The sequence below is a fragment of the Rhizobium sp. N122 genome (assembly GCF_002211295.1).
Taxonomy (GTDB): Bacteria; Pseudomonadota; Alphaproteobacteria; order Rhizobiales; family Rhizobiaceae; genus Rhizobium.
Map to the genome: position 1 here is coordinate 188154 of NZ_LOKU01000080.1, position 22422 is coordinate 210575.

The window sequence follows — 22422 nt, forward strand, 5'->3', positions numbered from 1 at the left end:
CCAAGTGGCGCAGAGTTACAACTTAACGACGACAAGCCATTGACCGCAATGGGGCCGATTGCAGTCAGACCGCTTTTAGGCGGAGATCGCAAACAGTGGACATCTGCGGCGATAGGATTTCAATCCGTGAGGGTTGTGCCAAATCGATTCCAATCACCGTTCAGATGTGATTTTACTTGCCAACGCAAATCGTCAGTGATGCGCGCAATCACGGCAGCGGCACATATCGGCGTGCAGATGCTGCTCAGATATACGAGGGGGAATCGTGCCAGAAGCGGGCGGTCCGACGACACAGTCGGGCATCTTCTATCAGAATAGTGTCACGGCACTCTATCTCGGCCGTCTGCTCGATCTTAGACGCTCTCACGGCATCCAGGCGCGCATTGTCGAAGTGCGTGCAGAGGCGCCAGTCGATGTTGATGATGTCGTCATAACGTATGCTGACGGATCGACCCTCTATATCCAGGCGAAAGAAAAGCTTACGACATCGGGAGACGCTTGGGCCAAGCTCTGGGCGGCGGTTGCGAGGCAAACCAGCGGGTTCGCCCATAGCCGTGACACCATCCACATCGTCGTCGGAACGCTGTCCAGCTTAATGGAAGAGCTACGAGAAACATTCGCCCGCGCGAAAGGGGCGCGCGACGACGCAGATTGGCGACGGTCTCTCAGCGGGGCGCAAACCAAGGTCCTGCAAACGGTATCTGAGGCACTTCCGGACGGCGAGGTGACCTTGTTCGAGATCGCTCAAAGGACCGAATTGTGCCTCTGGACGCTCGCCCATATGCGGGACTTTCTCGCGCGCGACTGGCTTCCGGCAAGCAACGTCAAAACGGCAGCTCTGTATAGTCATCTTCGCGATGTCTGCGGCGGCAATGCCCGCATCCGCAAAGCCTTCTCGGCAAGTGACCTTAGCGAACATCTGCTTCACGTTCACAAGGTCCGATTGACCGGGTCTCCCGCCGACGGACTGGAGAAATACCGCAAGGCAATCACCCTCGAAATGGGCCACGTAACGGTCCCAGGAACGGCGATCTCGGCTGGCGAGAGCGACCTGCTGGTCATGCCCAGCATTTATGCGCTCCCGTCCTCGCGTCAGCCGGACTTCGAAGACGAAGAGAGTGTCGCTCCGCGCTATCTAAACTCTCCCGAGTTTGATCTACGGCATTTTCCGGCCGAGGAGTTTCGAACCATCGTCATCGAGAGCGGCGCCGGTGGAGGCAAGACGACTTTGCTGCGCGCGACGGCGTGTCGCCTGGCCGCCGAAAGCAGCTACGTGCCGGCGATGATCACGGCAGAAGCGCTCCAGGGCCATCCTTCCGTAGCTGACTATCTCACCGCGGTTTCTAATGCGCATTACGACGTGACGGTCGACTGGGAAGCTCTCGCCGAGTCTGGGCGTCTCGTCATCCTAATCGACGGGATCGATGAAGTCAGCGATTCCGCGCGCGCTGAAACGCTTAAGACGATCGGCCGAACCGCCGCCCGCTTTCCGCAGACGCCGATCTTGGTCGGCGCGCGCGATGCGGCGATTACGTCGCTACCGCCATCGTTCAAACGATATCGAATCCGATCGATGGACCACGCGCAGCAATTCGCAATGCTGACTGCTTACCTGAAGCAGCGCGCCGATCTCGATTCGGCTGACATATTGCGGAAGATCAGGGGACATTCCGAACTCTCCAGCCTTTGGGCGAGCCCGCTGCTGGTGGCGATCTTTGTTGCAACGCTCCGACCGGGAAAGGAGATCGTTTCGAGCCGGCGCGAGCTACTCGAACAATATCTCGAACTGGCACTGGCCCCCGGTCGCCATAAGCAGACCGGCGCAATTCCGTTCAGCATGAGCCAGTTGCGCAAAGGGGCGCAAGCCCTGGCGGTCCTCGCGCTCGAGCGCAACGAGAATGCTGTGCCGACACAGGACGCCAGAGTTCGCCTGTCGACGGTCCTGCCGGGCCTGGAAGACGAAAGTCTTGTCGCGCTTTCGCGGTGCGGGATTATCCAGCGCCGCGGCGCGCGCATCGCATTCGTTATCCCAACGGTCCATGAATATCTTGCGGGCGTCGAACTCGCACAGACCGGAGCGCTGACTGATCGCGACTGGCACCAAAGCGTTTATCGGAGACCTTGGGGCCAAGCGATCCAATATGCCATCGAGCAACTCGAGGACGCTGAGCCGCTAATCGAGCGCTGGCTCGCCGAACCAGACGATGTCTATGTCACGTCGCTGCGCCTGATTGGGCGGTGCATCCTCAACGGCGCAAACGTCGGAGAACGAGTACGCTCGGAAGTAGCCAATCGGCTGGTACAGGCGCTGAGCTTCGCTCCTTGGGGAACCCGATACAAGCTGGCGCAAATTATCTCGGACGGCTTTTACCGCCCCGCCGCACCTGCCCTCAGGGAGTGGCTCTGCAAACCTGCGCACGAGATAGAACGAGCCGCCATCCTGATAAGGATCGCCGATCTGGAGCTGATCAGGGCCGCCTTCGATGCCACCCTCGAGCGCGATGACCTTCGCGAGTATTGGAACCGCGACTGGCAGACGCTTGTCAGAACTCATTCCTCGTACATGATACCGAGGCTGCTCCAGCGGGCGCGCGATGAAGCGCTGGGCTCGCTCAACAGCAGCGTGATCGCGAAGCTCCTCTACGAATTGCGCGGCGAACCAAGTATCGACTGGCCAGCAATAGGGAAGGACGAGACCCTTCCGTCGATATCAGGATCGCCGCGCAGTTCAGCAGCGCCGTAGTCGGCGGAATCGATTTCGCTTTGCTGGATCAGGCAGCGCGCGAGAACAGCGGGCATGCTCTATGGATCAATTTCGTCGAGGCAACCGTGACCGTGCCGGGCTGGGAAGCCCATGTCCAACGGCTCTGTCGAAGCCGCGAGGCTGACGTCCTTCGAAACCTGTTCCCTTTGCTATCGGGCGATCATTTATCTAAGGATGTGGTCGACAAGGTCGCGTCCCTCATGGGAAAGATATTGGACGACCGGGGTATCAATCCCGAGGTCGCCTCATGGATAACCCTCAGCCTTGCCTCTCTAAACTATCCCGGGATGGCATCGCGCACCCTCGCCTCCCTTCCCACCGCATCGAAGTCGGCGATGTTCGAATGGGTCTATTCCTGCGGCTTTCTCCCTGACGAAGTCGTTGTCGAAGGGGTGAGAATATTGGCAGCGCACGAACAAGGCGTCGATGATGCGATCAAGATGATCACGGCACTTGCATCAGAGGTTGGCAAGGTACTGGCCGGTCCGGCACACGGCTTCTTTTTGACGGGGCGGTCGTTCCGAAGACGCGAAATGCCTTCCGGTGCTGTCGGGGCGATTGAAGCGTGGGCGGACGCGTTGAGCCCGGATGCATCCGGATTTTTCGCGAAAGCGAGCTTGCTCGAGGTGAAAATGCGCATCAATCTGTCGCGCGACCTCTCTGAGGTCGTCGCATTCCTCGATAGCTATCTCAGTTCGGTCGATCGCATCGCCAAGGACGATTGGAACGCTTTCGCCAGTTTACTTTTCCTTCTCGATGAAAGCCCTAAGCGAGTCAATCCAGCCTTTTTGTGGCGAGTGATCCAAAAGGGCGGCGACCTCCCACTCAGTTCAGTAATGGAGCGGATCATCCGCCAGGAGCAGGACGCATGTTACCCCGCGGTGATTGACTACTGGGCAAACGGAACATCCGCATCGGCAAAGTTCGGAATCCTCAATTATTTCGAGGATAATGCGCCACGTCTCGGGTTGATATTAACAAAAGAGGGCAAGGTTCTGAAAATCGAAAAGGCATGACCAAGCTATAGGGAAACCGGCGAAACGGGCCTCGACTTCGGGCGAAGAAGCAAAGGCAGGGATTTTGCGGCCGAAAATATCTGGTTTCACGCTGACTGAAGCAATGTCCGCTTCAGGGTATTGCGCGATGTGGTCGTTAACGACCAAGTTGCGGGCGCGAAGCTGTCTTTCAATGAATTCGATGTCCGCTTCGCGCCACGCGCGGCGGACTATCTCCGCGCACAGTGCCCGAAACGGACAGACCCATTGCTCTCCAGATCGTGCTGGTAGAAATCGTTGGGGCCACCGCCATCCATTTGCCGGTGCTGAAAGATGCTCCTTATCAGGGCAGACTGTCGCTTTCGTCTCGATAAGACTGCGCTGCCGTACAGCAGCTTCGGCCTCAGGCGACGGACCATCCACCGTCCACCAGCAGGTTGGCGCCGGTGATCAGGCTCGCAGCCGGCGATGCCAGGAAGACGACGGCGCCAACCATATCATCGGTTTCACCGATCCGGCCGAGAGGTATGTGATCGAGCGTCGCTTTTCTAGTGTCGGCAGCGGATCGCACATCCGCTGCCAGAAATGATCCAACAAGTGGCCTGCTTATTTTGCAGGGGCTTTGTAGGCAGATGCAATTTTGCCCGCCTTTTCTTGGGCGGCCTTGAATTCCGCTCCCGTGTATGCTCGCACGGTTTTGATATTCGATACTGCTCCCGATGCGCCGACGACAAGAAGTGCGGGGATCAGGTCAACACCGTCGGGAAATTCCGCGACTATCATCCAGTCAGTTTCCCCGGTCGTGACGTAGAAAGAATGCTGTTTCCCGCCTGCTGCTTCCATGATGGCACGGGCCGCCGCTTCCCGGTCCGATGGATCGGCGATCATTCCCTTCGCTGCCGTGGCTGAATAGCACCCTGTGATTATGAACAGTGGCATAGGACATCCTCCCTCAACTAGCGGGCAGATCGGGTGATCTGCCGCATATTCAATATCTCACATCTAGGCGTTCGCCGCGATCAGATAAACCGGTGTAAACCGGCGTACCTCGTGAGAAAGTCCCGCGCCGCCCTCTTCTCCGCCGAAACATCGAAGCCGACGACAAGGATGTCGGCGAAACTGCCGGAGGCCGGCCGTGCGCGCCACCGAGCTGGCGACGCGTAACAGCGATGGCTGGCAATTCGCATGCTGGCCGGAACAACGATGCCCAGCGCCGCCTCGGCGGAGCTCGGCATCGCCACGGCTTAAGCTTGCGTCATGAATGCCTGCGTCGTGATCGCATTTGCGTAGAAAGGTGCGATGTCGCTCAGGAACGAGGTCTGCTGCTCCCGGGTGAAGGCCGCCGACGCGTCGTAGATGACGTTGGTGTGATAGCCGAGGTCGTGGGCGTTGCGCACGGTCGACTCGACGCACTGCCGTAGGGCGAAGCCCATGACGTAGATGTCGAAGATCCGGTTGTTGCGCAGATAGCTGTCGAGCGTGGTGGCGGCAAAGGCGCTGCTGCCGCCGGTGCGCTCGCTGATGACATATTCGCCGTCGCGAGGCTCGAACCCCGGGAAGAAATCGGTCTGCTCGCCGAGGAACGAGCCGTAGTCGCGCACCATCTTGCGCAGCCCGTACTTCCCTTCGCCCAGCACCCGGTAGTTCGGTTCGAGCACCATCCTGACGTGGATGACCTCGATGTTGCGGCGGCGGGCTTCTTCGAGGACCTTCTTCGAATTGGCGATCGCGGTGTCGATCTGCTCGCGGTCCTGGAACTGGCCGTTGATGCCGCCGGTGGGGGCCAGCCAGTCGTTTTGATATTCGATGAGGATCAGCGCGCTCCTGGCGCCGGCTTCGTGGGATAGGTGGTCGGTCATGATGTTACTCCTTTGTTTGGATGATGTTCGGACGGTTCGCCCCTGCGGCCGGCGTCAGGCCGCAAGGAGAGCCTGATGCTGGCGCAGATGCGCGCGGAAGCGATCGGCATAGTCCGCAACCACCGCATTCCCCACGCTGGCGCGCGCCGCCAGTGCCGCCCGCCATGCCGAGACACGCGGCAAGCCTTCGAAGATCGCCTGCGCCACGGCGGAATCGATGATCGCGAAATAGCGGAAGAGCGGGGCGTAGACCGCATCGACCATGCCGAAGGCGGCGCCGGCGAAATACGGCCCCGACCCCAGCTCGGCCTCCAGCTTCCGGAGCCGGTCGCGGAACGCGGCCCGGTTGGCGTCCGCGGACGCCGGATCGGTGGCGTTGAGAAACTGCCAGCCATCGGCGAGGGTCTGCGTGGCGAACTCGATCCACGCCCGCTGCCGGGCGCGCAACAGCGCATCGTCGGGATACATCGCCGCGCCGCCCTGCGTTTCCTCCAGATACTCGCAGATCACCATGCTTTCGAAGAGGATGGCGTCCTCCTCGTCGGTCTGGTGCACCTTGAGCAGTGGAACCTTGCCGGTCGGCGACAACGCCAGAAACCAGTCGGGCTTGGCCGAGAGGTCGACGTTGATCCGCTCGAACGGCACGTTCTTCTCGAGAAGGACGATCGCGGCGCGTTGAACGAACGGGCAGAGCGGGTGGCTGATGAGTGTCAGGCTGGGGTCGGGCATGATGGCCTCTCGATGTGACGGCAATTCCGGATGAAGGGGCTGCGCAACGGTCAGATCGCCTGACCGCCCGAGATGTCGAAGGTGGTGCCGTTCGCCCAGCCCATGTCATCGGACAGGATGGCCGCGACCGCGCCGCCGATGTCGTCGGGTTCACCGACACGGCCGAGCGCGATGGTCCCGGCGACATAAGCGTTGACGTTCGCATCGTCGCGAACCACGCCGCCGCCGAAGTCGGTCGCGATAGCGCCCGGCGCGATCGTGTTCACGCGGATCTGCCGCGCCCCCAGCTCGACCGCCATGAACTTGGTCAGCGTCTGGATCGCCGCCTTCGCCGCCGCATAGAGGCCGTAGCCCGCCATCGTCACGCGCACGAAGCCCGACGAGACGTTCAGGATGCGCCCGCCATCGGCGATCAGCGGCAGCAGCTTCTGCGTCAGGAAGACCGGGCCGCGCAGATGCGTGTCGATCAGCTGGTCGAACTGTTCCTCGGTCGCGTCGGTCATCAGCGCGTACAGGCCCTGGCCGGCATTGTTGACCAGGAAGTCGAACTGCTCGCGACCGAACCGGGTCTTCAGCATGTCGGCCACCGTCTCGGCAAATGCCGGGAAGCTCGCCGAATTGCTGACGTCGAACGCGATCATCGCGGCCTTGCCGCCCAGCGCCTCGATCTCCTGGCGCAGCGTATCGGCCTCTGCCGCGCCGCTGCGATAGGTGCCGATGATGGCGACGCCGCGCTTGGCAAGATGCAGCGCCATGCTGCGGCCGAGGCCGCGGCTGGCGCCGGTGATGAGTGCGATCTTTTTGGTCATGGTCTGTCCTTCCTGGAGTGATCTCGCCGGAATGCCGCACCACTGCGGCGTCGTTCCGATGCCACCAGATAGGCGGAGCGGGCCGCGCCCGCCCGCCCAATGCTCTCAATCTATTGCCTGATTGTCTCAAGCTCTTTGCTTGTTCGAAAAACAGTGCCATAGAAGGCTGATGACCGAGCACCTCCAGCCGCATATCGACCTTGCCCTGCGCCACGCGCGATCGGGGATGACCGCTACGCCGATCCAGCGACTGGAGATCGGCGTGGGGCAAGCGACATCAGGCACGTCGCCGTGTCTGTACCGCTCGATGATCTGCTTCATCCTGCAGGGGTCGAAGGATGTGGTGATCCACGACAATCTGTTGCGCTACGACTCCTCGCAGTATCTCGTCAGCGCGCTGGATCTGCCGCTGAGCGGCCAGATCCACGATGCCGATGGCGGCCGGCCCTATGTCGCGGTGTCGCTCGTTCTCGACCCCGCACTGCTGGCCGAGATCGCGTCCACCATGCCGCCGGTGCGCGACGCCGATGCGCCTGGCATCGGGATCGCGATCAATCCGATGACCCCGCCGCTGCGCGACACGCTGCTGCGCCTGCTGGCGCTGCTCGACACGCCGGCCGACATTCCGGTTCTGGCGCCGATGGCGGAACGCGAATTGCTTTATCGTCTCCTGCAAGGCCCGCAGGGACGCCTGCTGCGCCATATCGCCCGGCCCGAGGGGGCGCTCGGCCGGATCCGCCGTGCGGTCGAATGGATTCGCGATCACCACAATACGCGGCTGCGGATCGAAGCCCTCTGCGACGCAAGCGGCATGAGCCGCGCCAGCCTGCACCGCCACTTCGTGGCGCTGACGGGGCTCAGCCCGATCCAGTATCAGAAGCAGCTTCGATTGCAGGAGGCGCGACAACTGCTGCTCTCCGGCGACCGAACCGCCTCAGATGTCGCCTTTGCAGTCGGTTACGAAAGCGCCTCGCAATTCAGTCGCGAATATCTCCGGCAATTCGGCGTACCCCCGGTGCGCGACATACGCCAGCTCAGGCAGGCGATCGGCAGCTCGGCAGCGGCGTAATCGGCCATCTTGCATCGTCTGCGTGAGGCTCGGCAGCCGCACGACCGTGCGGAGGGGATGAGGCGGTCGTCAGGCGACGGACCATCCACCGTCCACCAGCAGGTTGGCGCCGGTGATCAGGCTCGCAGCCGGTGATGCCAGGAAGACGACGGCACCCACCACATCATCGGTTTCACCGATCCGGCCGAGTGGAATGTGATCGAGCGTCGCTTTGCGATTGTCGGCATCGGAGAGAAACGGTGCTGTGCCATCGGTGTGAATGAAGGTCGGCGATACGGTGTTCACGGTGATATTGTAGGCAGCCCATTCGGCGGCGAGGCAGCGCGTGAGGTGATTGATTGCCGCCTTGCTCATGCAATAGATGGCTTCACCGCGCAGCGCCACGGTGCCGGCCTGCGAGCTGATATTGATGATCCGGCCGCCATTGCGCTTGATCATGTGACGCCCGACTGCCTGCGTCATCAGAAAGGTGCCCTTGATGTTGACATCGAGGATCTCGTCAAGGTCCTTCTCCTCAACGAGTTCCGCGAGATTGCCGGGAGCCACGCCGACATTGTTGACGAGGACATCGATCCGGCCGAATGTACCAAGCGCCGCATCGACGGCCTGGGCGATGTGGGCCTTGTTGGGAATATCCAGTTCAACAGCGAGGATTTTTCTTCCCAGCCCCTCGAGTTCGGCAACCAGTCCCGCCGATGCTGCGACATCGCGCACCCCCAAGACAATATCGGAGCCTGCGGCGGCACAGGCAAGCGCGCAAGCCCGACCGATGCCACGACTCGCCCCCGTCACCAAAGTCACCTTGCCCTCAAGGGTGAAGTCCGGCGCATTCTTCTGCATGATCCTGCCTCCCTCGATGACATCAATTTATGACAGGGTCAGCGGGCGGATGCCAGATATTCCACAAATCACGGGGGTCGGAGAATGCAGCCCCAGGGTTCAGGAGAGCCTCATCCTGAGGCGCCCCGCAGGGCCTCTAAGGACGAGGCGGGTGCTCTGCAGATGAATGCAAGAAGCAGCGGTGCGGCGCGCTTCGAGGCTTCGCCCTTCGGGCTGCGCACCTCAGCATAAGGGACGTTGGAGGATGCCGCGCCCAAAAACAGGCGCTTGAGATGCCACAAGCAAATCCCGGGGTCGGAGAACGTAGCGCCGGGGTCCAAGAGAGCCTCATCCTGAGGCGCCCCGCAGGGGCCTCGAAGGACGAGGCGGGTGCTCTGGCGTTGATACATGCAAGAAGCAGCGTTGCGGCGTGCTTCGAGGCTTCGCCCTTCGGGCTGCGCACCTCAGCATAAGGGACGTTGGAGGATGCCGCCCTCAATAACAGGCGCTTGCGATGCCAAATGCAAATCACTTGGGGTCGGAGAAGGTAGCGTCGGCGTTGAGCCTCATCCTGAGGTGCCCCGCAGGGGCTCGAAGGACGAGGCGGGTGTGCCGACATCAGGCGCAGGAATCAAATCGTTACCGGCTTCGCGCCAGAAGCGGTCATCAGGATTTTCGCTCGCCAACCCATGACCGCTCCTCATGGTCGGCTGGAACGAGATTTCGCCAATCTGTCAGGAGGCTGCGGCTTGGTGCAGTCGATCTTTCGCGCTGGGATTGACATGAATGTTGCTGCTGAGCAATAAGACGCTTGCATCAACCAAAATGCGCGTGGCGCGACCACCGCTTTCTCGATGAGTTCCGATTTTTCTGCATACGCCACCGGTGATCTGCTCCGAATGATAAATGATGGAGAAGATCGTGGGGAAGACTTTGCCTACCATGCACTATGTATGGTGTTTAAGCGATGGGGTAAGGGGATCGACTTGGAGCCGCTCATCGATCTTCTTCAATCGGAGAAATCAGGCGAGCGGGAACGGGGAGCCTGGTACCTCGATGAAGCTCACCCGCCTGCGGACCGTATGGCCGACGTTATCATCAAACTAGCCGATGACCCGGTGAGCAACTGCCGGTGGAGGTTTGTGGCTTATGTGACAAACTCCAGGCTCTATAGTGATGCCATTGCGGATCGTCTCGCCGCTTGCCTTTTGGACCTCGATCTCTACGTGAGAGCGAAAACGATCTTCTGGGCTGTAGTAGCCAACGACAAGAAGTTTGCTCACTTCTCGGAAGCAGTCCTCACCGGCGCCGGTACAATGCTATATAAGTTCAGAAATCCCGAGAGTGCCGGATTTTGGCGGGATTCGGAGCGAAAGCGTGCAGCACGAGGTATCGAAATCGCTCAGCGTCTTCGCGCAGGAGAATCGGTGACGAGCATCCGTGAAAGCATGCCCGAGGAAGACAGTTTCAGCTTCGACTGGCTGGCCTCTCTTAGTCACGCAATAAAACGCGCCCTTGAACGCAGAGCCGCAATAGCGGGCGCTGCCCCCGGCCCATGATGAAGGCTAGTTCACGACCTGGGGAAGTCAGCTGTCGTTGACGTCGGTTCAGGCAGAACCAGAGCATGAGGGCGAATAGACACCCTCTGCTTGCAACGTCGGCAGCGCCGCCGATCGCCCTGGCGCCGGCATGCGCGGCCTCCAAGAGAGCCTCATCCTGCGGTGCCCCGCAGGGGCCTCGAAGGACGAGGCGGGTGTGCCGACATTAGGCGCAGCAAGCCAAATCGTAGCCGGCTTGTCGTTGGTGCCAACTTGCTTGAGATGCACCAACAGGGCTACACCAAGTCGCTCTCAGCCAAGCCAGGAGGTCAAGCCGCCTGACATCCCATCACCGCTCAATTCTCCGCAAATCAATGCGCCGATTGAATTGCGAGCGCAAACTGTTAGCAATCCTATCCTGCAAAGCTTCGGCTTGTGAGCACCCGACAAGTTCTGAGGAAACCATGAAAGTTGATATCCTGTGCGAGGGAAAGGTCATCGGGAGCTCGAACCTCGATCCAGTTGATCCGCCGATGGGCGTAGCGGGAGGGCTGCTTGTTCCTGCCCCAGACTATGACCCACGCCTCCATGCATATGTAATCGATGGCGACGATAACAAATTGAGCAAGAGCGCTGAAATTTTAGCGCGCTCCGACGAATACGGCATGCTCGTATGTGCGGGCGTCGGCATCGAAGACTTCAACGAAACCCTTCAAGAGATACACGTGACGGTTCTAGGTATCGCATATCCCGAATATAAAACCTTTTTCGGGGCTCATGCCCTTTACAAAGCCTATTGGCACAACGAGGATTAGCAGAGCTTTCAACGGTATTCGCGCTAACAGCGGACATTGTGTCAGTCTATAGCCAAAGCGAAGCAGCTCTCTGTTTGTTCAGCGTTCCTCTGGCTAGCACTTGCTTTTTGCCGACGATGGACCACAGCAGGCCGATGACTTGCGGTTTTCTTCTTTCAGCCATCGGTCGCGGGGCTTGCAGCTTGCCGCACGCGGCGCCAGCTGGACATGCAGAGCACCGTCCTGCACGGTCGGCATCGAGGCACAATAGAGCTGCATCGGCCGGATCCCGTCGCTTACTTCAAAAGTCAGCTTGGCAGAACCGTCGAGTTGCACATGCTCCGACACCTTGCGAATGATCGCCGCGAACTTGCCGGCTGGCATGTGCGTACGATTTTCCTCGTCGATATCCCAAAGCTGTACGAAGATTTCGAACCAGGCTTCGGGGTTGGCACCGCAGTCAAGCGCGGCGAACTGCCCGGCCTTGACCTCAGTGACATGGTAACCGGATTTCACCGGTCGACCGTCGTAGCAAAAGATCAGCGGCAGCTCACGGACTCCGTCGAGCGTCTCTAGCAGGCGACCCAGGCTGATGTCGGTTTCGAGAAGGGGCTTGTCGAGCGCATTCACTTCGGCTACTCCTGTTTCAATATTTCAAGGATTGTAGAAATATGGAAGAACGTCAAGCCCTCATGTCCTTCGCGGCGCTGTCACAGGAAACCCGCCTGCACATCGTGCGTATGCTGGTCGTCGCCGGCCCGAGCGGGATGGCTGCCGGCGCCGTCGCCGAGAAGGCAGAGGTTTCGGCCTCCAATGTCTCGTTCCATCTGAAGGAACTGGAGCGGGCCGGACTGATCAATCAACAGCGGGAAGCCCGCTCGATTATCTACACCGCCAATTATGAAGGCCTGGGCCGATTGATCCGCTTTTTGATGGAAGACTGCTGCGCCGGCCATCCCCAAATCTGCGCACCGGCCGCCGAAGTCGCCGCCTGCTGCGCGCCCGTCCGGAAGGAAAACCTCCAATGACCGATCGCGTTTATAACGTCCTGTTCCTCTGCACGGGCAATTCCGCCCGCTCGATCCTGGCTGAATCCATCCTCAATGGGGAAGGCAAGGGTCGCTTCAAGGCCTTCTCGGCCGGAAGCCAGCCGAAGGGTGAAGTCCACCCGCTGGCGCTGGATACGCTGCGTGCTCTTGGCTACGAAAGCACGGGGTTCAGCGCGAAGAGCTGGGACGAGTTTGCCGAAGCGGGCACGACCGATAGCCGGGGCGACGTCGCATGAGCGGGGAGCTGGATCGACGACCGGTGAGCAGCGCAGATGAGGATCTGCGGGCGGCCTTGCAGGCTGCCAAACTTCCAATCGATGACCTCGACGACGACGGCCGCAGCTTCTTCCGGTTCACGGATCGGAACGCGACCGTCGGCTATGGAGGCTTGGAACACTACGGCAGCTGCGCGCTCCTGCGTTCGCTGGTGGTCCTGCCGCAGCAGCGCGGGCACGGTTATGGCGAAGCCATCACCCGGCAGTTGCTAACCCAGGCTGCGCGTGGCGGTGCCAACACGGTCTATTTGCTGACGGATTTGGCAACCTCGTTTTTCGAGCGTTTCGGTTTCGCCAAGGTGGATCGTGCGACGGCTCCTGCGGCGATCCTGCAAACCCGCCAGGCTGCAAGCCTGTGCCCGGCCTCGGCGGCGTTGCTGGCCAAGATAGTCCAAGGGTAAAATCCATGTCTAGTTTTGAACGTTATCTGACGATCTGGGTCTTCCTGTGCATCGTCGTCGGCGTCGCTCTCGGTCATGTCCTGCCCAGCGTCTTCCAAGCGATCGGCGCAGCCGAAATCGCCAAGGTCAATCTGCCGGTCGCAGTGCTGATCTGGCTGATGATCATTCCAATGCTACTGAAAGTCGACTTTGCGTCACTAAGCCAGGTCGGGCGCCATTGGCGCGGGATCGGCGTCACGCTCTTCATCAACTGGGCCGTCAAGCCGTTTTCGATGGCGCTGCTCGGCTGGCTGTTCGTCGGCTATCTGTTTCGGCCGCACCTGCCGGCTGACCAGATCGATAGCTACATTGCCGGGCTGATCATTCTTGCGGCCGCGCCGTGCACCGCGATGGTCTTCGTGTGGTCGAACCTGACCAAAGGCGAGCCGCACTTCACGCTCTCTCAGGTGGCGCTGAACGACACCATCATGGTCGTTGCCTTCGCACCGATCGTTGGCCTGTTGCTCGGTCTCTCCGCCATTACGGTGCCGTGGGACACACTGATGCTGTCGGTCCTGCTCTACATCGTCCTGCCGGTGATCGTCGCGCAGATCCTGCGCCGTCTGACTGACGTCAACCGCCTCGGCGCCAAGCTGCAGCCGGTGTCCCTTTTGGCACTTCTGGCCACCCTGGTTCTGCTGTTCGGCTTCCAGGGCGAACAGATCATCGCCCAGCCGGCGGTCATTGCGCTGTTGGCCGTGCCGATCCTGATCCAGGTCTACTTCAATTCGGGCCTCGCCTACCTGCTCAACCGCGTGAGCGGGGAGGAGCACTGTGTTGCCGGGCCTTCGGCGCTGATCGGCGCCTCCAACTTTTTCGAACTGGCGGTGGCTGCGGCCATCAGCCTGTTCGGCTTCAACTCCGGGGCGGCGCTTGCCACCGTTGTCGGCGTCCTCATCGAGGTGCCGGTGATGCTGTCGGTCGTCTGGATCGTCAACCGCAGCAAGGGCTGGTATGAGCGCGGCGCCACCGTCCAGACCAGCGCCACCACCATCAAAAGGGTCTAACGTCATGGACGTCACAATTTATCACAACCCCGACTGCGGCACGTCGCGCAACACGCTTGAGATGATCCGCAATGCCGGCATTCAGCCCACAGTCATCGAGTATGTGAAGACACCGCCCAGCCGCGACCAGCTCGTCAGAATGATTGCGGATGCCGGCCTCACCGTCCGTGAGGCGATCCGCGAAAAGGGCACGCCTTATGCGGACCTTGGCCTCGATGATCCGAAGCTGACCGACGATCAGTTGCTTGACGCCATGCTGGAGAACCCGATCCTGATCAACCGGCCTTTTGTGGTCACGCCGATCGGCACGCGGCTGTCGCGTCCTTCCGAACGGGTGCTCGACATTCTGCCGGACACCCACAAAGGGGCGTTCACCAAGGAAGATGGCGAGCACGTTCTCGATGCCGGGGGCAAGCGCGTTGTCTGACCTGCCTGAGGCGCTTGCGATGCCATATGCAAATCACGGGGGGTCGGAGAATGTAGCGCCGGCATCCAAGAGAGCCTCATCCTGAGGCGCCCGGCAGGGCCTCGAAGGACGAGGCGGGTGCTCAGGCGTTGATACATGCAAGAAGCAACGTTGCGGCGTACTTCGAGGCTTCGCCCTTCGGGCTACGCACCTCAGCATGAGGGGCGTTGGAGGATGCCGCGCCTCAATAACAGACGCTTGCGATGCCAAATGCAAATCACGGGGGGCGGAGAGAGGCCGTCTATGGCAACCTCTCTCGATCTGTCGGACGATTGGGTTAGTCGTTAGCCTTTTTGAACCGCGGCCGCAGCCTTGCGGATGACGTCGATCACAACATCGGGCTGAGAGAGCATCGGCACGTGGCTGCTCTCCACCTCAGTGACGGTCGCCCCCATACGCTTCGAGACCCAGCGTTGCAGGTCGGGATGTACAGTGTGGTCTTGCGTCGCCAGAACGTACCAGCTCGGCTTCGACCGCCAGGCGATATCGTCGGCGCTGAGCTTCTGTTGGTGGAAGAGATCGTAGACGGGCGCATAGTGGGTCGCCCATACGAGCTTCTGTTCTTCATCGGAAAGGTCTCCGGCGAAGAATTCGGTGCCGTTCGGAAGCATCCAGGCGCGCCCATCGGCGACCTCGACGCGAGAGAAGATATCCGAGGGATACTTATCGAGCTGGTCCTGTACGGTCTCGCCGGCATCTGGTGCGACCGCGGCAATATAGACCAGTCCAACCACGCGCTCATCTACGCCGGATGCCGTAATGGTGGCTCCGCCGTAGGAATGACCGACGAGGAGGACAGGACTCCCGACACGGTTAAGCGTGCGCTTCACCCGCCAAATCCTCTTCATAAGAGTCCAGTCCATATTGGACTGCGATAACTTGGTGCCCGTCCGCCTGCAATGCAGGGATGACTTTGCTGAAGCATGACCCATCAGCCCAAATGCCATGGCAGAACACGATGGTAAGCTTGGATGCTGTAGACATTTTACCTTCTCCTTCTGGTTGGACTTAGCTGATTGCGAAAACGTCCGTTGGAGTTAGGGGAAGTCCCCCACGGCTTCTTTCGAAGATCATTAGACCGGATCGTCCTATTGGGCAGCGTCTCTGGTCAGATTGGACAGTCACGTGCGGCCACGGCGACTGTGAAACCGCATATTTCCCGATGCGGGAAGTCTTTCGGTGCGATGACTTGCGTCTGATGTTACCCGGACCAGGATCGGCCCTGATATCGGTGTGAGCATTGAGATAAACAGATGACCGCTTTGGAGGCCGTCAGCGGTCATTGATGGCATTGCTGCGCATTACGAATAATCCACCGAAACAACTCATCAAACCGTTCTGCATGTGGCTGTTGACGATGGCGGCGAACTCGCAGAACCGGCGATCAGCGGCGGGCGATCGGCTTCACCGCTGCTCGCCGCTGCAGCGCAAAGCGCGCCGCCGAGCAGTTGATATCGGGCACGAGATCGTAGGTCTGCTGGTAGAGCGTCTGTGCCAGCGTGTTGTTGCCGCGGTTTTCGGAGGCAAGGGCGGCAAGTGCCGTGCGCTTGTAGGCCTCGACGATCGGTTCGGCGGCTTTTGCCAGCGCCGCGTCGTCGGCGGGATCGGCGCTGAGCGATAGGGCGGCATAGGTGGCGTCGCCATCGCGGCCGACGCGGCCGCCGACGGCGCCGTTGAAGCTGGCTTCGGAGACCTGGCGCATCCGCCGCGCATTCTTGATGCAGGTCGGGATGCGGGCGGCCTCGGCGTTGATGCGCTCGGCCGTCGGTCCGCCCTCGGTGCTGCCGCTGTCCGACAGGATGACGTAGCCGACGATGCCGACAATGGCGAGATAGGCGAGCCCCATGCCGGCGAGGAAGGCCGGCTGCTTCAAGAGCGGCTTCTTCGGCTTGTCGTCACCAGTCTTGGCCGCCTCCTTCTTTGGCGCCTCCTTGGCGGGCGCCTTCTCCAGAAACTGGAATTCGACATCCTTGCCGAGACGAAAACTGTCGCCGGATTTCAGCGAGGCCGTCTGCAGCAGCGCTTCGCCGCGCAGCATGATCGGGTTCAGCCCCATGCGGCGGATGATGAAGCCGCCGTCGCCCTGTTTTTCGATGCGCGCATGGATCGGCGCCAGGAAGGGATCGTCGACGACGATATCGGCGTTCGAAGCCCGCCCGATCGACATTTCGGGCCGGTCGAGCGCATGGCTGCGGCTCTGGCCGCCGGGGCCGGTCTGCAGCAGACTTGGTTTGTTTCCGCGAAAGAAGGAAAAGGCCATGATCAGAACATCCCACTCGACATCATCTCGACAATTGCCGGCGCCAGCACCAGAAGCAGGATCGACACGACGATCATCATCGCCGGCATGACGATCTTGGCTTTGAGCTTTTCACTGGCCCGGTCGGCTTTCTCCCAGCGGCGGAAGCGCAGGTCGCGCGCATGTTCGCGCAGCAGCTCGACGCGGTTGCTGCCCTCGACCTCGCCCTGGATCACCGCACGGATGACGCGGATGACCTCCTCGGCGGTCATCCTTCGCTCCAGGCGCTGCAGCGCCTCGACCATGCCGGTGCCGAGCGCCACGTCCTTCAGCGTCTGATCGATTTCCTCGCTCATCACCGTGCCGGGTGCGGCCTCGGCGTAAAGCCTCAGGCTTTCCGGCAGGGTCGCCTGCGCCTGCTGGGTCATGACGACGAGATCGAGGAAATAGGGAAATTCGCGCGAAATGCGCTCCTTGCGGTCCTGCATCTTGTCGTCGGCGACCACCCAGAAATAGATGGCGGGGATCAGCCCGAGGATCAGCCCGGCGACCAGCCCGCCAATGATGCTGCCGCTGGCAATGCCAAACAGCACCCCGAGCAGGACGAAGCCGAAGAGGCTCATGACGAGCAGCAGCGCGATATATTCCCGCCCGGTAACGCCGCCGAAGGGCCGGCCGCCATAGATCAGCTTCTGCTCCAGCTGGGCGCCGTAATCGGCCAGCCACGGCTCGAAATGCAGCAGCACGAATTCGACCGGCGTGCGCATGCCGATGCTGTCGACGATATTGGGCGGCGGGCCGTCGCCGCCGCGGGAGCGGCGCACCACCTGGATGCTGCCGAGCAGGTCGCCGATCCACCAGACGAAGAGGGCGGCAGTGATGCCGGCAAAGACGATGGCGGGGGGGCCAAGAGGGATCGCGGACATCAGACCGACACCTTCATCATCGAGCGCATCCAGAAGAAACCGGTGGCATAGAGAATGGCGCCGACGATGGCGATGACGATGCCGATGGCGTTGCCGAACACCTTGTCGATCAGTTCCGGCTGGCCGAAGAAGATCATCAGGATCATGAACAGCGCGCCGCCGTTGACGACGCGGAAATTCATCCGCGCCTGCGACGACGATGTGGTGATCTTCTGGTCGAGCTTCCAGATCTCCTTGAAGGATTTCGACATCTCGGTCAGCGGCTCGGAAATATCGCCGCCCTGGCGGGCAAAGAGGCCGAGGGCCGCATCGACCATCTTGAAATGCAGGCTCGGCACGGTGCGGCCGTGGCGGTCGAGCGCCTCGACCAGGCCGATGCCGAGCTTCTGTTCGCGGGCGATGCGCTCGAACTCGCGCGAGGCCGGCATCTGGCCGGTGTCGGCCACCGCATTGACAGCGACGGCGAGCGGTTTGCCGGTGCGCACCGCCGAGACGATCTGGTCGACGGCATAGGGAAGCTGCGATTCGATCTGCAGCCAGCGCCGCTGCAGGAAATAGCGGATCACCGCCTTCGGCAGGAAGAAGGCGACGGGAATGGCGATGACGATGCCGAAGATCGGCCCGAAGATCAGCGAGATCACCAGGAAGACGACGATCGCCGTGATGCCGTAGGCGAGAATCATCGTATAGGGCGGCACGGCATCGCGCCCGAAGACCTGCGCCGCTTCGCTGGCGAGCGCGATGTCGCGTTCGGTGGCGCGCAAGAGCGGCGCCGGCCAGCGCACCGGCGCGCCCCAGACGAGCAGCCCCGCCGTCACCGCCCCGAGGGCGACCGTAAAGATCTGCAGAATGCTGATATCCATGGCTTTTCTCTCAAACGAACATGTCGAGTTTTTCGATTTCACCGTCTTCGCCGAACTCGACGAGTTCGGCGACGAAGCTCGGCAGGTAGCCGGTAAAGGCATGCACCGCCTGGCCGCCGGCGCGGCCGACCAGATGAAAGATCGGCTCGACGATGACGAGGCCGGTATCCGGATCGATGCCGATCACCTCGGATATTTCGGTCACCGCGCGCCGCCCGCTTTCCAGGCGGTTGAGCTGCACGACGAGCTCGACGGCGGCGACGATCTGCTGGCGGATCGCCATCACCGGCAGCGAGCTCTGGCCCTGCAGCACCATCACCTCCAGGCGGGTCATCATGTCCTGCGGCGTATTGGCATGCGCCGTCGTCATCGAGCCGGCATGGCCGGTGTTCATCGCCTGCAGCATGTCGATCGCCTCGGCGCCGCGGCACTCGCCGACGATGATGCGGTCGGGGCGCATGCGCAGGGCGTTGCGCACCAGATCGCGGATGGTGACGCTGGTTTCGGACTCCGCCGTCTTCGGCCGCGATTGCAGGTAGACGACATGGATGCCGTCGAGCTGCAGTTCCGACGTGTCCTCGACGGCCACGACGCGCTCGCCGATCGGGATGAACTGCGACAGGCTGTTCAGCAGTGTCGTCTTGCCGGAGCCGGTGCCGCCTGACACAACGATGTTCTTGCGGGCCCGCACCGCCGCCTCGAGGAAGGCGCGCATCGGCTCGCTGAGCGCGCCTGCGGTGACCAGCTTGGAGATGTCGAGCCGCGATTTGCCGCCGAATTTGCGGATGGTCAGGCAGGCGCCCTTGACCGCCAGCGGCGGGATGACGGCGTTGACGCGCGATCCATCGGGCATGCGGAAGTCGGCCATCGCCTCGCTCTCGTTGATCGAGCGGTTGGAATCGACGGCGATGCGCTCGATCACCTTCATCAGCTGCCGCTCATTGGCAAAGGCGAAGGGATAGCGCTCCAGCAGGCCGAATTTTTCGACATAGATCTCGTCGTAGCGCGTCACCATGATTTCCGAGATAACGTCGAGATCCATCAGCTCCGAGATCGTGCCCCAGCGGTACATCAGCTCCTCGATGTTGGAGCGCAGATGCATATGGGCGATCTCGTAGCGGTCGCCGGCGTTGAAGAGGGCCTGGCGGGACTGGAAGGCGGCGCTGAAGCGCGTGTCGAGCTGGGCAAAATCGGCGCGGGTGGATTCGAAATTCAGCTTCAGCTGCAGCGCCGAGATCAGCGCCTTGCCGACATCGAACAGGCGGCGGTTGTCCTGCTCCTCGCGCAGCAGGCTGGCGGCCGTCGACGAGGCGTCGCGCCGCCCGGTGCGGGCGATGCGTTTGGCCAGCCAGCGGTAGACGGCGTTCTTGATGACCAGGATGACCAGATCCTGCGGCGCGGCGTCGAGCGCCTCCTTGATGAACATGTCGAGCCGTTCGCGGATGCGGTTGCGCGTGTCCTCGCGGCCGAAATCGGAGGATTTGACCAGCCGGTCATATTGTGTGTCCTTTAGTAGTCGCTCATGTATCTCCATCTGCAACGCCAGCACCCGCTCCTGGTCCGGAAACTGCGTCACCGCTTCGGCGGCCGCCGCCGGCTCGACCAGTTCGATGGTGACATTCGGCACCCAGATCGACATGCCGGCCGAGACCGCGACCGGCGTGCCGGCCCTGAGCGGCTGATCGTCGACCCGCGTCGGATTGCGGCCATGATGCTGCACCGACCAGCCCTGGCCGGATTTGCGCAGCACGAATTGCGGCGAGGAAACATGGCTGCCGCGCAGCCGCACGACACCGGCGCCGGCCGGCAGCGTCAGCGTGCTGCTTTCGCCGACGAAATAGGTCTCATTGGAAGAAAGCGGGATCACCTCCCGGCCGCTGCCATCCTCATAGGAAATCTTCAACAGCATGGCTCACTCCCCCCGCAACGCTCACATGCGCGTCCAGTTGATGCTCGGCAGTTCCTCGACGCTGTTGTCGGCCGGATTGCGCAGCACCATGTTCAGGCTGCCGTTCGATTGGCCGAGCGCAAAAATCAGCATTTCGGCCTCCGACGGCGTCACTTCGACGGTCACGTTATTGTAGGTGCTGTTGGCCTTGGTGATGGCGCCCTCAGCCGTCGTCGCCGCGCCGACGGCCAGCACTTTGACGTTCTGCAGGAAGGTGCGGGTGACGACACGGGTGCGCGAACTGATGCCGAGTTTATAATCCTGCGCCTGTTTGCGGTAGGCGTTGACGTCATTCTCGTCGGCGCCCGGATATTGGGTGAGATAGTTCTTCAGCATCTGCTCGACCGGCGATGGCGGCTGGGTCGGAGCGGGCGCCTGACCGGCCGTAGCGGGCGCCTGACCGGGCACGGCAGCAGGCTGACCAGGGGTTCCGGGCTGAGCTGCGGCCGCCGGCGCCACCGGTTCGACCGGCTCATCGACGGTGCCGATGATATCGACATAGCTGCCCGGTTCGACGAAGTGGCCGACGGCGGCGGCGGCGTTGACGGGCAGGGTGAGCGCCCGTTTGCCGGGCGCGATCATCGTCGTCAGGCGTCCGCCGTCATTATCGTCGAAATACTGGAAGAGCAGCACCGAGCCGGCCGGAATGTCGGCGGCGGCCGTCCTGTCCTTCAGCCATTCCCGGTAGGCGCCCGCCGCAGGCACCGCGAGCTTGGCGAGCGGTCCGAAGCTTTCCGGCAGCATCACCGGTTCGGCGAGCATATCAGGCGTGATCGCCTGACCGCGCGTCACCTTCCTGTCGGGCTGGAGCCGCATGAAGGCATAGGCCGTCTGCTCGTTCTTGACGCTCTCGGTCCAGAAGTAGAGCAGAACGCCGGTGATGAGCCCGACGATGACGGCCGCAATAAGCTTCCAGTTCATGGTGTTGTTCCTTCGACGAAGGGTTGCCTGATTTGAATGACCTCGACGGTCCGGCCGTCGGTTCTGCTGCTGGTGTAGAGAACATTGGCCTCGACGCTGCCGCGCCGGCCGTAAAGGGCGGTGACCCCGCCGCGCTGTGCCGGCTGCGTCTCGATGGTGAAGCCGTCACGGGCGAGAAGCTCGGCGCGCGCATCGGCCCAGCGCACTGCCGACAGGGAGCCTTTGGAGACGACCGTGCGAGAGGTATGGCCCTTGTCGCGGTCGCCGATATCGCTCAGCACCTCGACGCCGGCGGGTGGGCGCAGCGACTGCGGCAGCTTGCCGGCATCGGCGGGTGCTGCGAAGGCCGGCAGCGACGACGCCACGTCCTCGAAGCGGCTCATCAGCACCTCGGTCACCGGCGCATCGGCGGGCCGGCGGATCATGATCGAGACGCCGGGGATCGGCGCTCTCGCCGAGGGATTTGCCGGGTCCTGTTTCTTGAGATAATCGAGCGCGGCCTCGCCGTCGCCGTCGAAGAAGCGGACGACGACGGCAAGATCGTCGCGGATGCGGCTGACCTTCGGGACGATTAGCATGTTGGCGGCGATGACGGCGGTCAGTTCCCGGCTGTCGTTGCTCTTCGGCAGGGCCGGCCTGGTATTGACGGCCAGCACCCGCAGCCATTCGTCGGTGATGTCGGAGATGCTGCGATCGCTCTGGTAGGGCGTGAATTCGAGCGGCTGGCCGTTGATGACGAGATCGCGCGGTGCTCGCTCCGGCGCGCCGAGAATGCCGGCCAGCATCGAATTCAGCGTTGCCCGGAAATCCTTGTAGACCTCGGCGCGGCCTGGCGTGGCCAAGGCGGCGGCAAGCCCGATGACGAGAGCGAAGCTGAGCAGATGAACGGAGATGCGCGCGCCCTGTCTCATC

Annotated in this window: 23 protein-coding genes and 2 pseudogenes; 10 read left to right on the forward strand and 15 right to left on the reverse strand. The window is 61.7% G+C overall.

Features of this window, described 5'->3' with window-relative positions:
* Window positions 1-265 precede the first annotated feature (265 nt).
* Together ATY75_RS33460 and ATY75_RS33465 are read left to right on the forward strand one after the other, a co-directional pair.
* On the forward strand, window positions 266-2743 hold the full coding sequence (locus ATY75_RS33460) for an NACHT domain-containing protein (RefSeq protein ID WP_088940770.1): 2478 nt from the start codon (window positions 266-268) through the stop codon (window positions 2741-2743).
* Between the two features lie 20 nt (window positions 2744-2763).
* Window positions 2764-3780, forward strand: coding sequence for a hypothetical protein (locus ATY75_RS33465; protein WP_088940771.1), 1017 nt, complete (start codon window positions 2764-2766; stop codon window positions 3778-3780).
* A 382-nt stretch (window positions 3781-4162) separates the two neighbouring features.
* Here ATY75_RS33465 and ATY75_RS35520 read toward each other — a convergent pair whose 3' ends face one another.
* The 5 genes from ATY75_RS35520 to ATY75_RS33495 form a co-directional block, all read right to left on the reverse strand.
* Window positions 4163-4369: an SDR family oxidoreductase gene (locus ATY75_RS35520; protein WP_280950626.1), complete on the reverse strand. Its 207-nt coding sequence runs from the start codon at window positions 4367-4369 to the stop codon at window positions 4163-4165.
* A complete protein-coding gene (locus ATY75_RS33475) occupies window positions 4366-4698 on the reverse strand; it encodes a GYD domain-containing protein (protein WP_071091803.1) in 333 nt (110 codons plus the stop codon). The genes ATY75_RS35520 and ATY75_RS33475 overlap by 4 nt, the downstream gene beginning before the upstream one ends.
* Before the next feature lie 305 nt (window positions 4699-5003).
* On the reverse strand, window positions 5004-5618 hold the full coding sequence (locus tag ATY75_RS33485) for an isochorismatase family cysteine hydrolase (protein WP_088940774.1): 615 nt from the start codon (window positions 5616-5618) through the stop codon (window positions 5004-5006).
* A gap of 54 nt (window positions 5619-5672) precedes the next feature.
* Window positions 5673-6347: a glutathione S-transferase family protein gene (locus ATY75_RS33490; RefSeq protein ID WP_088940775.1), complete on the reverse strand. Its 675-nt coding sequence runs from the start codon at window positions 6345-6347 to the stop codon at window positions 5673-5675.
* A 50-nt stretch (window positions 6348-6397) separates the two neighbouring features.
* Window positions 6398-7156: an SDR family oxidoreductase gene (locus ATY75_RS33495; RefSeq protein WP_088940776.1), complete on the reverse strand. Its 759-nt coding sequence runs from the start codon at window positions 7154-7156 to the stop codon at window positions 6398-6400.
* A gap of 169 nt (window positions 7157-7325) precedes the next feature.
* Between ATY75_RS33495 and ATY75_RS33500 the strand changes: the two genes are divergently transcribed.
* On the forward strand, window positions 7326-8225 hold the full coding sequence (locus tag ATY75_RS33500; RefSeq protein ID WP_088940777.1) for an AraC family transcriptional regulator: 900 nt from the start codon (window positions 7326-7328) through the stop codon (window positions 8223-8225).
* 69 nt (window positions 8226-8294) lie between these two features.
* On the opposite strand, the gene ATY75_RS33505 is transcribed toward ATY75_RS33500, so the two are convergent.
* Together ATY75_RS33505 and ATY75_RS34450 are read right to left on the reverse strand one after the other, a co-directional pair.
* Entirely contained in the window at window positions 8295-9065 is a 771-nt protein-coding gene (locus ATY75_RS33505) for a glucose 1-dehydrogenase (protein WP_088940778.1), read from the reverse strand.
* Window positions 9066-9778: 713 nt separating this feature from the next.
* On the reverse strand, window positions 9779-9988 hold the full coding sequence (locus ATY75_RS34450) for a hypothetical protein (protein WP_143535393.1): 210 nt from the start codon (window positions 9986-9988) through the stop codon (window positions 9779-9781).
* Between the two features lie 42 nt (window positions 9989-10030).
* Here ATY75_RS34450 and ATY75_RS33515 point away from each other — a divergent pair, with 42 nt between their 5' ends.
* Window positions 10031-10603 (forward strand): hypothetical protein, encoded by a 573-nt coding sequence (locus tag ATY75_RS33515; protein WP_143535394.1) that lies wholly within the window; start codon window positions 10031-10033, stop codon window positions 10601-10603.
* 443 nt (window positions 10604-11046) lie between these two features.
* On the forward strand, window positions 11047-11397 hold the full coding sequence (locus ATY75_RS33520; RefSeq protein WP_088940781.1) for a hypothetical protein: 351 nt from the start codon (window positions 11047-11049) through the stop codon (window positions 11395-11397).
* Window positions 11398-11490: 93 nt separating this feature from the next.
* Here ATY75_RS33520 and ATY75_RS33525 read toward each other — a convergent pair whose 3' ends face one another.
* Window positions 11491-12006, reverse strand: coding sequence for a DUF6428 family protein (locus ATY75_RS33525; protein ID WP_088940782.1), 516 nt, complete (start codon window positions 12004-12006; stop codon window positions 11491-11493).
* Window positions 12007-12047: 41 nt separating this feature from the next.
* Between ATY75_RS33525 and ATY75_RS33530 the strand changes: the two genes are divergently transcribed.
* The 5 genes and pseudogenes from ATY75_RS33530 to arsC all read left to right on the forward strand — a co-directional run bounded on the left by ATY75_RS33530 (window position 12048) and on the right by arsC (window position 14574).
* Window positions 12048-12404: a metalloregulator ArsR/SmtB family transcription factor gene (locus ATY75_RS33530; protein WP_088940783.1), complete on the forward strand. Its 357-nt coding sequence runs from the start codon at window positions 12048-12050 to the stop codon at window positions 12402-12404.
* A pseudogene (locus ATY75_RS33535) lies at window positions 12401-12631 on the forward strand (arsenate reductase ArsC); the annotation flags it as partial. The gene ATY75_RS33530 and the pseudogene ATY75_RS33535, both read left to right, overlap by 4 nt.
* A gap of 26 nt (window positions 12632-12657) precedes the next feature.
* On the forward strand, window positions 12658-13101 hold the full coding sequence (arsN2, locus tag ATY75_RS33540; RefSeq protein ID WP_088940784.1) for an arsenic resistance N-acetyltransferase ArsN2: 444 nt from the start codon (window positions 12658-12660) through the stop codon (window positions 13099-13101).
* A gap of 5 nt (window positions 13102-13106) precedes the next feature.
* Window positions 13107-14147 (forward strand): ACR3 family arsenite efflux transporter, encoded by a 1041-nt coding sequence (gene arsB, locus ATY75_RS33545; RefSeq protein ID WP_088940785.1) that lies wholly within the window; start codon window positions 13107-13109, stop codon window positions 14145-14147.
* Window positions 14148-14151: 4 nt separating this feature from the next.
* Window positions 14152-14574, forward strand: a complete 423-nt coding sequence (gene arsC / locus ATY75_RS33550) for an arsenate reductase (glutaredoxin) (protein WP_088940786.1) — start codon at window positions 14152-14154, stop codon at window positions 14572-14574.
* A 323-nt stretch (window positions 14575-14897) separates the two neighbouring features.
* Here the strand turns inward: arsC and ATY75_RS33555 are convergent.
* From ATY75_RS33555 to ATY75_RS33585, 7 genes and pseudogenes are all read right to left on the reverse strand, one after another.
* A pseudogene (locus tag ATY75_RS33555) lies at window positions 14898-15597 on the reverse strand (alpha/beta hydrolase).
* Window positions 15598-15997: 400 nt separating this feature from the next.
* The gene (locus ATY75_RS33560; protein WP_088940787.1) at window positions 15998-16873 is read right to left on the reverse strand and encodes an FHA domain-containing protein; all 876 of its coding nucleotides are present in this window, start codon (window positions 16871-16873) and stop codon (window positions 15998-16000) included.
* Window positions 16874-16875: 2 nt separating this feature from the next.
* Entirely contained in the window at window positions 16876-17778 is a 903-nt protein-coding gene (locus tag ATY75_RS33565; protein ID WP_190241475.1) for a type II secretion system F family protein, read from the reverse strand.
* A complete protein-coding gene (locus ATY75_RS33570; protein WP_071091769.1) occupies window positions 17778-18641 on the reverse strand; it encodes a type II secretion system F family protein in 864 nt (287 codons plus the stop codon). Before ATY75_RS33570 ends, ATY75_RS33565 begins: the two co-directional genes overlap by 1 nt.
* 10 nt (window positions 18642-18651) lie before the next feature.
* Entirely contained in the window at window positions 18652-20550 is a 1899-nt protein-coding gene (locus ATY75_RS33575; RefSeq protein ID WP_064843659.1) for an ATPase, T2SS/T4P/T4SS family, read from the reverse strand.
* 21 nt (window positions 20551-20571) lie between these two features.
* A complete protein-coding gene (locus tag ATY75_RS33580) occupies window positions 20572-21510 on the reverse strand; it encodes an RcpC/CpaB family pilus assembly protein (RefSeq protein WP_088940789.1) in 939 nt (312 codons plus the stop codon).
* Complete coding sequence (locus ATY75_RS33585; protein ID WP_088940790.1) at window positions 21507-22421, reverse strand: hypothetical protein; 915 nt, start codon at window positions 22419-22421, stop codon at window positions 21507-21509. The genes ATY75_RS33580 and ATY75_RS33585 overlap by 4 nt, the downstream gene beginning before the upstream one ends.
* Between the last annotated feature and the right edge of the window lies 1 nt (window position 22422).